Annotated in this window: 12 protein-coding genes and 2 tRNA genes; 8 read left to right on the top strand and 6 right to left on the bottom strand. The window is 69.1% G+C overall.

What is annotated here, in order from left to right; genetic code table 11:
- Positions 1-6 precede the first annotated feature (6 nt).
- Complete coding sequence (locus tag ACIO3S_RS14740) at positions 7-849, top strand: helix-turn-helix domain-containing protein (protein WP_400464819.1); 843 nt, start codon at positions 7-9, stop codon at positions 847-849.
- Here ACIO3S_RS14740 and ACIO3S_RS14745 read toward each other — a convergent pair.
- Both ACIO3S_RS14745 and ACIO3S_RS14750 read right to left on the bottom strand, forming a co-directional pair.
- Positions 846-1385, bottom strand: coding sequence for an NUDIX hydrolase (locus ACIO3S_RS14745; protein WP_400464821.1), 540 nt, complete (start codon positions 1383-1385; stop codon positions 846-848). The genes ACIO3S_RS14740 and ACIO3S_RS14745 overlap by 4 nt on opposite strands.
- Entirely contained in the window at positions 1382-2716 is a 1335-nt protein-coding gene (locus ACIO3S_RS14750; protein ID WP_160027426.1) for a zinc-dependent metalloprotease, read from the bottom strand. The genes ACIO3S_RS14745 and ACIO3S_RS14750 overlap by 4 nt, the downstream gene beginning before the upstream one ends.
- A gap of 56 nt (positions 2717-2772) precedes the next feature.
- On the opposite strand from ACIO3S_RS14750, the gene ACIO3S_RS14755 reads away from it, so the two are divergent.
- From ACIO3S_RS14755 to ACIO3S_RS14785, 7 genes are all read left to right on the top strand, one after another.
- On the top strand, positions 2773-3210 hold the full coding sequence (locus tag ACIO3S_RS14755; protein ID WP_400464826.1) for a molybdenum cofactor biosynthesis protein MoaE: 438 nt from the start codon (positions 2773-2775) through the stop codon (positions 3208-3210).
- A 35-nt stretch (positions 3211-3245) separates the two neighbouring features.
- Positions 3246-3482, top strand: a complete 237-nt coding sequence (locus ACIO3S_RS14760; RefSeq protein WP_160027430.1) for a hypothetical protein — start codon at positions 3246-3248, stop codon at positions 3480-3482.
- Positions 3483-3515: 33 nt separating this feature from the next.
- Entirely contained in the window at positions 3516-4562 is a 1047-nt protein-coding gene (locus ACIO3S_RS14765) for a PDZ domain-containing protein (RefSeq protein WP_400464829.1), read from the top strand.
- The gene (locus ACIO3S_RS14770) at positions 4559-5170 is read left to right on the top strand and encodes a PPA1309 family protein (protein WP_400464832.1); all 612 of its coding nucleotides are present in this window, start codon (positions 4559-4561) and stop codon (positions 5168-5170) included. Before ACIO3S_RS14765 ends, ACIO3S_RS14770 begins: the two co-directional genes overlap by 4 nt.
- Positions 5167-8067, top strand: coding sequence for a UPF0182 family protein (locus ACIO3S_RS14775; protein ID WP_400464835.1), 2901 nt, complete (start codon positions 5167-5169; stop codon positions 8065-8067). The genes ACIO3S_RS14770 and ACIO3S_RS14775 overlap by 4 nt, the downstream gene beginning before the upstream one ends.
- 55 nt (positions 8068-8122) lie before the next feature.
- Positions 8123-8196 (top strand) — tRNA-Met (locus ACIO3S_RS14780).
- A gap of 156 nt (positions 8197-8352) precedes the next feature.
- Positions 8353-8426, top strand: a tRNA-Met gene (locus tag ACIO3S_RS14785).
- A gap of 60 nt (positions 8427-8486) precedes the next feature.
- Here the strand turns inward: ACIO3S_RS14785 and ACIO3S_RS14790 are convergent.
- The 4 genes from ACIO3S_RS14790 to ACIO3S_RS14805 form a co-directional block, all read right to left on the bottom strand.
- A complete protein-coding gene (locus ACIO3S_RS14790; protein ID WP_400464838.1) occupies positions 8487-9287 on the bottom strand; it encodes a hypothetical protein in 801 nt (266 codons plus the stop codon).
- Entirely contained in the window at positions 9284-9814 is a 531-nt protein-coding gene (locus ACIO3S_RS14795) for a SigE family RNA polymerase sigma factor (protein WP_400464841.1), read from the bottom strand. The genes ACIO3S_RS14790 and ACIO3S_RS14795 overlap by 4 nt, the downstream gene beginning before the upstream one ends.
- Positions 9815-9942: 128 nt before the next feature.
- Entirely contained in the window at positions 9943-10917 is a 975-nt protein-coding gene (locus ACIO3S_RS14800; RefSeq protein ID WP_400464843.1) for an expansin EXLX1 family cellulose-binding protein, read from the bottom strand.
- Positions 10918-11050: 133 nt separating this feature from the next.
- Positions 11051-13357: a carbohydrate-binding protein gene (locus ACIO3S_RS14805; protein WP_400464846.1), complete on the bottom strand. Its 2307-nt coding sequence runs from the start codon at positions 13355-13357 to the stop codon at positions 11051-11053.
- Positions 13358-13441: the final 84 nt, after the last annotated feature.

Genomic DNA, 13441 nt, shown 5'->3' on the forward strand with positions numbered 1-13441 from the left:
CGATACATGACGGGCGTGACCCGCGAGATCGTTCGACTGCCCACCCACTCCGGACTGCAGGGTCTGGTGGCGGGCATCGTCGGCTTCCGCGAGCAGTCGGCGGTGCCGCTCGAGCGGCGCCAGCCCGCAGGGACCCTGCTGCCGCTGGTCCTCTCCTTCGGGGACCCGTTCGAGATCGTCGAGGTCGCCGCGGGGGAGGGCGCCGGGACGTACGGGTCGTTCGTCTCCGGCTTCATGCCCGGCCCGGTCTCGACCCGGTCCGGGCGGAGCCATGCGTGCGTGCAGGTATATCTGACACCGCTCGGTGTCTCTCGGCTGCTCGGTGTCCCGGGCAGTGAGGTGGCCGGCAGGGTGCTGGCGGCCGAGGACCTGATTCCGCAGCTCGGGGCATCCTTCTCGGAGCGGCTCGGAGCGGCCGGTACCTGGCGACCGAGGCTCGACCTGGTCGAGTCCGAGCTGCTCGCGCGGGTCGGCGATCGGGCGTGCGATCCGGCCGACCAGCTGGTGTCGTGGCTGTGGGACCGGATCACCGAGTCCGGAGGTCAGGTGCGTATCCGGGACCTCGTGGCCGAGACCGGATGGAGTCACCGGTACGTCACGACCTGCTTCCAGCGCGCCGTCGGGCTCACCCCGAAGGCGGCTGCCGGTGTCGTACGTTTCGAGCGCGCCGCCGCCGACCTCGGCACGCTGCCCGTCGCCGAGGTCGCCGCCCGTCACGGCTATGCCGACCAGAGCCATCTGACCCGCGACGTCGTCAGGTACGCCGGTGAACCGCCCGCCGCGCTCGCCGTCAGCCGCCGTCCGACCGCCCACACGGCGCTCGGCACGACCCCGGGAGGCCGGCGCTAGAGGCGAGCCTGGGCGAGCTTGATGAGCTCGAGCAGGTTGTCCTCCGGCTCGGGGATCGCGTCGACCGGCCACCAACGTACGTCCAGCGACTCCTCGCTCACCGCCGGAACCGCGCCGGCGGGAGCGACGGCCATGAAGCGTACGTCGAGGTGGTGGACGTCGCCGGAGGGAGCGCAGAAGGGGACCGGGTGCTCGGAGAGCTGCACCAGCCCGGGCAGCGGCGCCAGGTCCGGCACTCCGGACTCCTCACGCAGCTCGCGGGCGGCGGCCGCCCATAGGGTCGGGTCGCCCTGCTCGAGGTGACCACCGAACTGGAACCAGCGCTGCGCCTTGCGGTGGTGGGTCAGCAACACCGCGGAACCGTCGTCGGAGAGCACCACGCACGAGGCTGTCAGGTGGTCGGGGACGCACGACTTGAAGACCCCGGTGGGCTCGGCCTCGAGATGGGAGACGTAGCGCTGCCGCAAGGTCTCCTGCGGAGCAGACGGCGCCTCCCACGCCCGCAGCGTCGCGAGCGCATCAGCGTGCAAGCTCACTCGTCAGCGTCTCCGCCGAGCAGCTTCTTGAGCTCCGCGTCGAAGTCGATCGAGTCGACGTCGGGGGCCTCGGCGCCCTCACGGAAGCCGAGCGGGTCGTCGAGGTCGGCCGAGGTGGGCAGCAGCGCCGGGGACATCCAGACGCCGTCGCGGGCCTCGATGCCCTGCCGGGTGCGCAGCGAGCCCCACAGCGCAGCCGCGTCGCGCAGCCGTCGCGGCCGGAGCTCGAGGCCGACCAGGGTCGCGAAGGTCTGCTCGGCCGGACCGCCGGCTGCCCGGCGGCGGCGTACGGCCTCCTGCAGCTGCGCCGCCACCGGCATCCTCTCGGCGGTGGCCAGGGCGACGACCTCGTCGACCCAGCCCTCCACGAGCGCCAGCACGATCTCGAGCCGCTCCAGCGCTGCCTTCTGCGCGGGCGAGTCCGGCACCTCGAACATGCCTTCCTCGAACATGTTCTGCAGCTGGGACGGGTCCTGCATGGCGGAGAGGTCCAGGCCGCGCATCTGCTCCTCGATGCGCTGCTGCATGGCCTCCATGTTGAGCTCGACGCCGCGTGCGTAGTCGGTCACGGCCGAGACCACGTGGTCACGCAGCCACGGCACGCCGGCGAAGAGCCGCTGGTGGGCGGCCTCGCGCAGGGCCAGGAAGAGCAGCACGTCGTCGGTGCTGACGCCCAGCCCCTCGGCGAAGGGCTCGACGTTGACCGGAAGCAACGCCGCCTGACCGGGCTCGGTCAGCGGGATGCCGATGTCGGAGACGGAGATGACCTCGCCGGCGAGGTGACCGAGGCCGGTGCCGGCCTGGTTCGCGTACAACGCGCCCATCGCCTTGCCGACGAACCCGATCATCGGGCCCATCTGGGCCTTCATGTCCTCGGGGAGCTGGCCGCTCATGGCGGCCGCGGTCGAGGCCGCGACCGGCTCGATCAGCGGCTTCCACGCGTCCAGGGTGTTGACCAACCACTCGGCCTTCGACCAGGCCGTTGCGGACTTCACGCCGGAGGGGAACGACGTCGTCTCCTCCAGCCAGTGGTCGGCCAGCTGGATCGCGTCGGCGACCGCGTCCTTCTGCTTCTGCGAAGGCGTCGGGTCGGGCGTGGACGCGGCGACCTTGCGGGCGAGGTCCATCGCGACGTCCCAGTTCAGCGGGCCGTCATAGGGCTGTAGCAGCGACTGGATCTGACCGAAGATCTGGCTCAGGTCAGGCATGCCGCCGGGGCCTCCGCCGACGCCGCCGATGGGGAAACCACCGAAGAACGCTTCAAAGGGCGTGCCCTTGAAGGGGTTCTCCGGCTCCTCCGGCTCGTCGGGGCCACCTGGGGTCTGACTCATGTGTCCAGCCTACGCGGTTACGGAAGCCCGCTGTCAGCAAGGACTAGGCTGATCCCATGGCTGAACCGAAGAATGGCGCCGTCAAGCTTCTCGACATCCGGGAGACCCCTCTCGATGTCACCGAGGTGCTGGCCGCACTCGACGACGACGCTTCCGGCGGGGTGACGCTCTTCGTCGGCCGCGTACGTGACCACGACGGCGGCAAGGGGGTCACCGGCCTCGACTACCAGGCCCATCCGAGTGCCCTCGCCCGCCTCGCGGATGTCGCCGAGAAGGTGGCCGCAGATCACGGCGTCGCGGGTGTCGCCGCCGTCCACCGCACCGGCCACCTCGACATCGGCGACATCGCCGTCATCGTGGCCACCGCCTCCGGCCACCGTGGTGAGGCCTTCGCCGCCTCCCGCGACCTCATCGACACCCTCAAGGCCGAGGTGCCGATCTGGAAGCACCAGGTCTTCACCGACGGCACCGACGAGTGGGTCGGCGCGCCCTGATGCGCGCCGTTGTGTCCACCAAATAGGCTGCGTACGTGGACATCCTGCTCTGGCTCGTACCGTCTGCGGTCATCACCGTGCTGGCGATGGCCTGGGTCGCGTTCCTCGGACGTGAGGGGCGCGAGCAGGACCGCGAAGAGGTCGTACGCCGCCTCGGGATCGCGCTCGAGAAGGAGAAGACGCGCGAGCGCTCGAGAAGGTACGCAGCGCCTCAGCCGCCGCCCGACAGGTCGACCGGAGTCGCGGTCCGCGTCAACCGCGATGCCTCTTAGGGTGCAGTTGGTCCCGAATGAGAAGGTGACGCTATGACACAGCGCACCCTGGCCGGTCTGGTCGCCCTGCCGCTCGTGGTTGCCCTGATCGTGATCGCCTGGGTCGTTCCGCTGCCTTACACGATCTACAGCCCCGGGCCGACGGTGAACGTCCTGGGCGAGTTCGACGGCAAGGACATCGTCCAGGTCGAGGGCCACAAGAGCTACCGCGACAAGGGACAGCTGCGGATGACCACGGTCTCCGAGACCACCCGCGAGGCAAGGCTCGGGCTCTGGACCCTGCTCGGCGCATGGATGAGCGACACCGAGGCGGTCTACCCGCGCGAGGTCGCCTACCCCGACCAGGGCACCGTCGAGGACGACCGCGAAGCCGGACAGGTGCAGATGGCCAGCGCCCAGGACGCGGCGATCGCCGCGGCGTTCACCAAGCTCGGTGAGGACGTCGACGAGGTCTCGGTCGCCGAGGTGACCAAGGACGCGCCGGCGGCCGGCAAGCTGAAGGCCGACGACGTGGTCACCAAGGTCGGCGACAAGGCGGTCGACACCCCCGAAGAGGTCGTCGCCGAGGTGCAGAAGGTCGAGCCCGGTGACACGATCGAGCTGACCGTCGAGCGCAAGGGCAAGACGCTCACCGAGACCATCAAGACCGGCGAGAAGGACGGCAAGGCCTTCATCGGCGTCTCGCTGGGAGCGACCTACGAGTTCCCCTACGACGTCAAGATCACCCTCGACCCGGCCATCGGCGGACCGAGCGCCGGACTGATGATGGCGCTCTCGGTCTACGACACCCTCACCGAGGGGGCGCTGACCGGCGAGAAGAAGATCGCCGGCACCGGCACCATCGACGGTGACGGCAACGTCGGCCCGATCGGCGGGATCCAGCAGAAGATCCCGGGTGCGGCGTCAGACGGAGCCGAGCTCTTCCTGGTGCCCGCCGGCAACTGCCAAGACGTCGAGGGCGCCGAGAACGGTGACATGCGCCTGACCCGTGTGGAGACTCTCGACGACGCCATCAAGGCGATCGAAACCTGGACCGAGGACCCGAATGCCAAGCTGCCGACCTGTGGGAGCACGAAGTGAACGACACCCCTGAGCCCACGCCTGAGCTCAGCCGCGGTCTCGACCTGGAGACCGACCCCGCCCTGGCCGCTGCCGTCCTCGAGATCGAGGCCCACGTCGCCGGCGAGGGCTGGGACGGACCGGCGAGGCTCTTCGCGCTGGTCGACACCGCCGCGCTGGTCGAGGCCGAGCCCGCGCTCGCCACGATGATGGGCCTGGACGCTCCCGATCAGGACGGGTCGCTGACCCCGATCGAGCAGGACCAGGTGCCGGTCACGACCCAGCTGGAGGAGGTCCTCCAGACGACCGCCTGGCCCGCCGGGGTCACCGGCTGCGCGGCGGTCGTCGAGCGCCTCGTGCTGCCGCCCGACGCCGACGGCAAGATCCCCGATGACGCCGAGGCGGCCGCGGAGTTCGCCAAGGCGCACCCCGACCGGCAAGAGGTACGCATCGTGGCCGGCGCGACACGTGCTGGTGCCACGTACTGTGCTCTGCGGTTGAAGGCGCACGACGACGACCAGTCGGTCATCGGCGGCGTCGACCTGGTCCCCGAGCTCCTCGAACTGCTGCGTGTCACTCTTGAGGAGGCTCCGCTTGAGGAGATTGGCGACAGCGAGGGTGAAGCATGAGCCTATTTGACGACGACGACCCGGCGCAGGCGCCGGCGCGCACACAGAGCACCGGCCGCAACCGATGGCTGGCGATCGCGGCCGTCTCGGTCATCGTGCTCTTCTTCGGCATCAGCGCCTTCGCGGCGATCTACACCGACGCGCTGTGGTACGACGCGATCGACTTCAGCAGCGTCTTCGGCACCGTCTTCTGGACGCGTACGGCACTGTTCGTCATCTTCTTCGTGCTGATGGCGATCATGATCGGGCTGCCTGCGGCGCTCGCCTACCGCACCCGTCCCTACTTCCACCCGGCCGACGACATCGGTGGCCTGGACCGCTACCGCGACGCGATCGCCCCGATCCGCACCTGGCTGCTGATCGGCATCGCGGGCGTCTCCGGGATCTTCGCCGGCTTCTCGGGCGCCGGCCAGTGGCGTACGTATCTGATGTGGCGCCACGGGCGCGACTTCGACAAGACCGATGAGTTCTTCGGCAAGGACATCGGCTTCTACGTCTTCGACCTGCCGTGGTGGCACTACCTGGTCAACTTCGCGCTGACCGGGCTGATCCTCGGCACGATCGGCGCGATGCTCGTGCACTACGTCTACGGCGGCATCCGGCTCACCGCGCAGCGCGACCGGTTCACCCGCTCCGCGCAGATCCAGCTCAGCGCCATGCTCGGGCTCATCCTGTTGGTCAAAGGGCTCGACTACTGGGTCGACCGCTACGACCTGGTCAACGGCTCCGGGCCTCGCCTGGACGGGATGACCTACACCGACGAGCACGCGGTGCTTCCGGCCAACCAGATCCTGCTCGGGATCGCGGTGATCTGTGGCGTGCTGTTCATCCTCAACATGTGGCGGCGCAACTGGCAGCTGCCCTCGATCGCGATCTCGCTGTTCGCGATCTCGGTGCTGCTGATCGGGATGATCTGGCCCGCGGTCGTGCAGGGCTTCCAGGTCCGGCCGAGCGAGCAGGACAAGGAGAAGCCCTACCTGGCGGCCAACATCAAGGCCACCCAGGACGCCTACGGCATCGCCAAGGACGACCTCGAGGTGACGGAGTACACCTCGCAGGCGGAGGCCGACGGCGCCTCGCCCGAGCAGCTCGACGAGACCGCGTCCTCGCTGCCGATCGTCGACCCCGCGGTGGTCCACCGCGAGTTCGAGCAGGTCCAGCAGGGACGCTCCTACTACTCGGTGCACGAGCCGCTGGACATCTCCACCTACGAGGTCGGCGGCAAGGAGCGGGCGGTCGTGCTCGGCGTACGCGAGCTCAACCAGGCCGGCATCTCCGACTCCGACCGCACCTGGACCAACCTGCACACGGTCTACACCCACTCCAACGGCGTGATCGCCTCCTACGCCAACATGCGCGGCGCCGACGACAAGACCGAGTCGAACCAGATGCAGTGGGCCGAGGGCGACCGCACCGGCCAGCACGACCTGACCTCCGGCCAGGGCAAGTTCCAGGACAAGGTCTACTTCGGCGAGGACTCGCCGGAGTACTCGATCGTCGGCAAGGCCGGCAAGGGCAACCCGGTCGAGCTCGACTACAACTCCGAGGACGGCGAGACCAGGACGACGTACGAGGGTGCCGGCGGTGTCCCGATCGGCTCCAACTTCCGGCAGCTGATGTACGCCATCCAGTTCGGCTCCACGAACTTCCTGCTCTCCTCGCGCGTGAACGAGAACTCCGAGATCCTCTACGACCGCTCTCCGAAGGAGCGGGTGCAGAAGGTCGCGCCCTGGCTGACCCTCGACGACGACGTCTACCCGGTCGTCGTCGGCGGGCGGATCCAGTGGGTGGTCGACGGCTACACGACCACCGACCGCTACCCGCAGGCCGCGCGTGACTCGTTCGCCTCGATGACCGACGACGCCACCCAGACCTCGACCGGGGTGCAGACGCTGCCGACCGACGAGATCAACTACATGCGCAACGCGGTGAAGGCGACCGTGGATGCGTACGACGGCACGGTCACCCTCTACGAGTGGGACGAGTCGGACCCGATCCTGCAGACGTGGGAGGCGGCCTTCCCCGGCACCGTGATGCCGAAGTCGTCGGTCCCGAAGGAGCTGATGGAGCACCTTCGCTATCCCGAGGACCTCTACAAGGTTCAGCGCTACCAGCTGGCGCGCTACCACGTCTCCGACCCGGACGTCTTCTTCTCCGGCAACGAGCGCTGGGCCGTGCCCGAGGACCCGAACGACGACAACCACCAGCAGACGCCCTACCGGATGTTCCTCGACGACGGCTCCGGCACCGCACGCTGGTCGCTGACCTCCGCCTTCGTGCCCTACAACCGTCCCAACCTGGCGGCGATGATGTCGGTGGACTCGGATGCCACCTCGGAGAACTACGGGAAGATCCGGATCACCACCGGCTTCCCTGACGACACCCAGGGTCCGGGCATGGTCTCCAACGAGTTCCGTACGGACAAGGCGATCGCCGACGAGGTCGCCTCGTTCAACCGCTCCGGCTCAGCGCCGGTGTGGGGCCAGGTCATCACCTATCCGACGGCGAAGAACGGCATCCTGTACGTCGAGCCGATCTACGCCCGCCGGGCGACCGCCTCGACCTCGGGCTATGCCCAGCTGGCCTTCGTGCTGGTCTCCTACGACGGACGGGTCGGCTACGGCTCGACGCTGAGCGACGCCCTCGAGGTCGCGCTCACCGGTGCCGAGCCGAGGCCTCCGACGGCCTCCGATCCCGACGAGGAACCGGCCGAGACCACCCCGCCTCCATCCGGTGACTCACCGGGCGAGGTCGGCCAGCTCCTCGAGGACGCGCGTGCCCTGTTCGCCCAGGCCGACGAGGCCGGCAAGTCCGGCGACTACGCCGAGCGCGAGCGCCTCATCGCCGAGGCCCAGGACAAGGTCGACCAGGCCGCCGAGCTCATCTCCGGGGGCTGAGGGACACCTCCGATTAGGGGTTCGTTTCCCCTCGCGTGTAATGTTCTTCTTGCGACGCGGGGTGGAGCAGCTCGGTAGCTCGCTGGGCTCATAACCCAGAGGTCACAGGTTCAAATCCTGTCCCCGCTACTCCAAGACGAAGGCCCGGACCGAAAGGTCCGGGCCTTCGTGATTTCAGGCTCGATCCGCGTCTGCTCATCCGTAGCCCTGGTTGTCGGGCTCGGCGAGACCCGGGCGCCCCAGATTGGGGTTCGGGTCGGTTCGCGGGTAGTGTTGTTCTTGCGACGCGGGGTGGAGCAGCTCGGTAGCTCGCTGGGCTCATAACCCAGAGGTCACAGGTTCAAATCCTGTCCCCGCTACTCCGAGACAAGACCCGGACCAGATGGTCCGGGTCTTGTTGTATTTCAGCGGGACCGTCCTCACCGGGTCGGGGCGAACCCTCCCCAGACTGAGGTGGAACGGCCTGAGGTCTGGGCGTCGACGTGGTAGCTGTCGTGCTTGACAGCGCGGACGCCGGTCGCGTGGTTGTACTGACTGGCGAACTCGTGCTGTCCGGCCGGCACGGTGCGGCCCGGCTTGAGGGTCCAGCGGTAGAGCAGCGCACCGTCGGACTCCTGAACGGTGACGGTGAAGTCGTCGTCCGGTCCGGTCTGCCAGCTGCCGGTGTTACGCACGTCGCCGGTCTGGGCGATGCGCAGCTCCACGGTGACTGAGGTGAGCGGCTTGGTGGTCTTGAGGGTCAGGTTGCTCTGACCCCAGTAGATCGTGCTGTGGGGGTCCAGCGAGCCTTCGGACCACATCGGTCCGTCCTCGACCCGGCTGTCGTCGGGCGGAGTCGGGTGCGCGCTGCCCCAGGTGGGGGCAGGGGATGGTGCGGGGGCCGGACCGGTAGTGGTGGTGGTGCCGGAGGACGGCGTCGGACTGGGCGTGACGGTCGGGGGCGTGACCGTCGGGGACGGGACCGTGGGAGCGGGTGCTGTGGCCGGCAGCAACGGAGCTCCGCCGATGGCGGCAGCGACAGCGAGACCACCGGTCGCCAGGGTGGCAGCAGCGACGATTCCGACGATCGCCGCCCGGGGCCATGACCTGGCGATCGAAGGTGTGCGGTGCCGGACGCTGGGGTCGGCCATGCCGCGCTCCACGCGCGCCAGGATCCTTGCGCGGCTGGGCTCGTGAGCCTCGGCGGCCTCTCGCAGCCGTCGGCTGATCTCGTCGTTCACCGGTTCCTCCCTCCTGCAGCCAGGTCGCCGACCGTCTTCGGGGCGAGTATCCGTTCCAGCTCGGCCATCCCCTTCGAGGTCTGGCTCTTCACCGTACCGACCGAGATGCCCAGCGCAGCGGCGGTGTCTTTCTCCGACAGATCGAGGGCGTGGCGCATGACCACGCACGCCCGTTTGCGGAACGGCAGCCGGGTGAGCGCGGCTCGGACGTCCAGCACAGCCGCAACGTCCGGCCCGTCCACCTGTTCCGTGCCGAGGGACCAGAACAGCGCTACTCGCCGTCGCTCGCGTACCCGTCTCCGGATCCGTTCCCGCGCGAGATTGGCCACCACGCCGCGGGCGTAGGCGACCGGGTGTTGTGCTGCCCGCAGCCGGTCCCAGCGCTGCCACAGGGCGACCAGCGCATCGGCAGCGAGGTCGTCCGCCGCATCCTTCTCGCCGGTCAGGAGGTGGGCAAGACGGGCCAGTTCGGCGTAGTGGCGTTCGAAGAAGTCGTGGAACTCTGCGGACGCGTCGTAGGCGAGCATCTCCCGCGGTTGCCCTCTCCCTGCGATGTGCGCGTTAACAATCGGCCTGAGGGTAGCAGCGCCCCTCACCCCGCAGCCGGACGGAGATCGTCCGTGGACGGGGTCCTGACGATGGACGGACGGCACGGTCAGTGCCGGGCGAACTGGACCCGGGTCGGCTGCGCGACGTCCGGTTCGAGGGCGATCCCGCCGATGGTCAGCCGCTCACCGTAGATGTCGGTGATCCTGATCGCTCTGCCGCATCCGTTGCCGTCCTCGGCGAGGAAGTAGTTGTAGTCGGTGCGGTGCAGCTTGCGCCATCCGTTGGCGGTCCGCACCTCGAGCGTGGCCAACGGGTTGCGGTGGCCGATCGCCTGGATACCGCACCACCACTGACTGGACCCACCCTTGTACCGGATCGAGATGGTGCCGGACTCGGCGGGGCTCAGCAGTTTCCAGGTGATCGGGAGCCGGCCGACGGAGAGGTCGGCGAGTCTGGCGAACGCCTGTTGGCTGAGGTCGAGCTGCCCGGGTTCGCAGGGCAACGGGCACTCGTTGACGATCCGCACCGTGATGGCAGCCCCGTTGGCGGCGCGGACCCGCACGTACGCCCCGCATGCCTTGGCCGATTCGTAGTCGGTGTGGTTCATCGCTGCGACCATGAGGTCGTCGGACGGGCCGTAGAGGCAGGCCCCGTTCCCGTCCCCCGCCTCGTAGGCGGTCGCGACGCCCCGGTAACGGATGCCGGGCTTGATCCGCCCGGCCAACGACCCGGTGGACTCCGCGGAGCTTGTGCGTAGGGTGCTCGAAGGTGTGCGCGGCTTGCTGGCGGGCGACGGCTTTCGGGTACGGCGGGGCGATGGGGACGGGCTCGTGACCGGCGGCTGACTCGATGCGATCGTGGCGTCGGGCGCCGCGGTCGGAGAGTCGGAATCGGCGGGGCCGCTGGCCTGTGAAGCCGTGGCGGACTCGTCGGTGGCACGCCAGGCGTCCGTGCTGCCCCCGACGAGGAGCACGGCGGTCAGACAGACCACAACACTGACGGCCAGCAGCGTCAGCGGATTGCCGATGGCCAGCCGGCGCTTGCGAAGCGGCTGCGCCGGGCCGTGATTCGTTGTCCTCATGTCCATCCGTTCGGTAGATCGAGTCGATGTTCCACAGCGCAGTTGCCGCCGGAGCCGAAAAGGTTGCCGCCCATTGCCCAAGTCCCGGGTCGGCCTGCTGACAGGCCGACCCGGGACTCGATGGGGTGTGGGGTCAGGACGGGGCGCCGTACTGTAGGCCGCGTCCGTTGGTGCCGATGTAGACGCGGCCATAGGTGTCGGGATCGCCGGTGATGACGCCGACGCTGCCGATGGCGCCCCACTGGTGGGCCTTGTCGTTGACGCGGAGCCAGGTGGCGCCCTCGTCGGTGGAGCGGAAGACTCCGGTGACGTCCTCGACGGTGCCGATCAGGTACAGGGCCTGGTAGCCGGTGCCCGGCTTGGCCTTGCCGAAGCCGAGGGCGGAGGCGGACTGCACCGACTTGAGCGTGCTGAAGTTCCGGCCGCCGTCGGTGGAGTGCAGCAGACCCTTGTCACTGCCGGCGATCCACAGGTCTCCGGAGACGCCGGGCACGGCCGTGAGCCGGCCGGAGGGCAGGTTGGTGGCGCGGGCGGTGAAGGTCGCGCCGCCGTCGGTGCTGGCGTAGAGCGTGCCGCCGGACAGTGAGTAGAAGGTCTTGGCCGAGGAGCGGTCGGCGACGACCACGGCGTCGGTGCCCAGGCCGCTGACCCTCGACCAGCTGGACCCCTTGTCGGTCGAGCGGTACGGGGCCTGGCCGGCCTCGGTCCAGACGATGGTGGAGCCGTCCGCCGCGAGCGCGACACGGCCATCGTTGGCGTCGGCAACCGGTTCCGCCTTGAAGCCGTTCCAGGTGCTGCCGCCGTCGGTGGAATAGGCGCCGTCCTGATCGCCGCCATGGCCGACCCGGACCATCGTCGAGGGCTTGGACTGGGCGAAGTCGATGTCGGTGCTGTTGGTCATCATCGGGTTCGACAGCCGACCCGAGGGCACCTTGGTCAGGGAGCCGTGGCGGAAGCCGCCCTGGTCGCCCATGGCGGTGATGACGGTGGCGCCGCCGGGAGGCGCGATCGCGTCCAGCAGCGAGGTCTCCTCCAGCCCTCGGGCTCCCACGGTCCAGTGGCTGGTACCGCCGCTGTCGGAGGCGTTCGCGTCCTTGCTGCGCCAGATGCCGTTGCCGGTGCCGTACAGCACGTGCCCGGAGTTGAAGGGGTCGATGGCCAGTGCGGTCATCCAGTGCCCGGTGTGGGTGCCGACGTACGGAGCGCCGGAGGCGCTGCGCTTGGACTTGTCGGCCAGCGCCTTCCAGTGCCCGCCGCCGTCGGTGCTGCGGTAGATCTCGTCCTCGGGCCACCAGCGGTCGAGGGTGGTGACCATCACCGTGGAGGGCTTGCGCGGGTCGACGGCCAGACCGGAGAACCCGTAGCTGCCCTGGGATGGGGAGATGTTCTTCCACGCCCCGCCCTTCGGCGTGTACTTCCACACCGAGCCCGCCGTCGCGTCCATTGGCCCCGTGCTGTTGCTGTAGGTCAGGTACAGCGAGCCGTCACCGGAGACGACACCGTGCTGCGGCATCTGGCCGGTGGGCTGCCCAGTCACGGCCTGCCAGGTGCGGCCGCTGTCGGTGGAGCGGTACAGGGAGGTCGACGAGTCGCCGACACCGACGTAGATCGTCTTGCTGCCGGCCTTGCCGTACGTCACGAAGGAGATGCCCGCGCCGCTGCTCGCGCCGTTCTTGATGGGGAACGAGGAGACCTGGCGCCATGTCACGCCGTAGTCGGTGCTGCGCCATAGGCCGTTCTTGCGGCTGCCCAGCAGCAGGGTGCCGTGGTTGGCCGGGTCGACCACGAGCCGTTCGCCCGTCCCGCGGCCGTGCTCGTTTGCGCCCACCTTGAACGGCAGATCGGTGCGCTTGAAGGTGCGGCCCCGGTCCGTGGAGCGCAGGATCGCGCCGTTGCCCGCCCAGTCGTTGGTGTAGGTGCCCGCCATGAGGTAGAGCCGCTTGGGGGCGACGGGGTCGGTGGCGATCGAGTCGATGCCCAGCAGGTTCCAGTCCTTCTCGCCGAGCCAGTCGGTCAGCGGGACCCACCGCTCGGCCGCCGCGTTCCAGCGGTAGGCGCCACCCATGTCGGTGCGCGCGTACAGCAGGCCCTTCTCGCGCTGGTTGAACACCAGGCCGGTGACGTAACCGCCGCCAACCACCTGCGCGTTCTTCCACTTGTACGGTCCGGACGCGGCCGCCTGGGGCTGGGCCGACTTCACCAGATTCTGCTGCTGATTCGCGGTGTGCTGGTCGGTCGACTGCTGGATACGGGCGCCGTCGGGCGTGGAGGAGCTGTTGGGGTCGAGCACCCTGCCGCTGCGCGCGGGAGTCGGCTGGTCGGCCTCCTGCGCGAACAGGACTGACGGCACGACGATGGCGGGTACGCCGACCAACAGACCGGTGGCGATCCATCGCCTGCGGTAACGCCCGCGGCGCGCGCGGTTGGTGGGGTTGTCCATGGGGGATGTACTCCTTGCATGTCTTTCACCGAAGGAAGGCGGATCCAGGCAACGGCGTGGCCTGGATCCGCCCCCTAGTGGTCA

The organism is Nocardioides sp. NPDC087217, assembly GCF_044744805.1.
Taxonomy (GTDB): Bacteria; Actinomycetota; Actinomycetes; order Propionibacteriales; family Nocardioidaceae; genus Nocardioides.

Bases quoted from the DNA above. Each gene is read 5' to 3' on its own strand.
- ACIO3S_RS14765 (WP_400464829.1), top strand. From the start codon at position 3,516: ATGACACAGCGCACCCTGGCCGGTCTGGTCGCCCTGCCGCTCGTGGTT.
- ACIO3S_RS14795 (WP_400464841.1), bottom strand. From the start codon at position 9,814: ATGCTCGCCTACGACGCGTCCGCAGAGTTCCACGACTTCTTCGAACGC.
- ACIO3S_RS14805 (WP_400464846.1), bottom strand. From the start codon at position 13,357: ATGGACAACCCCACCAACCGCGCGCGCCGCGGGCGTTACCGCAGGCGA.
- ACIO3S_RS14800 (WP_400464843.1), bottom strand. From the start codon at position 10,917: ATGAGGACAACGAATCACGGCCCGGCGCAGCCGCTTCGCAAGCGCCGG.
- ACIO3S_RS14775 (WP_400464835.1), top strand. From the start codon at position 5,167: ATGAGCCTATTTGACGACGACGACCCGGCGCAGGCGCCGGCGCGCACA.
- ACIO3S_RS14750 (WP_160027426.1), bottom strand. From the start codon at position 2,716: ATGAGTCAGACCCCAGGTGGCCCCGACGAGCCGGAGGAGCCGGAGAAC.
- ACIO3S_RS14755 (WP_400464826.1), top strand. From the start codon at position 2,773: ATGGCTGAACCGAAGAATGGCGCCGTCAAGCTTCTCGACATCCGGGAG.
- ACIO3S_RS14740 (WP_400464819.1), top strand. From the start codon at position 7: ATGACGGGCGTGACCCGCGAGATCGTTCGACTGCCCACCCACTCCGGA.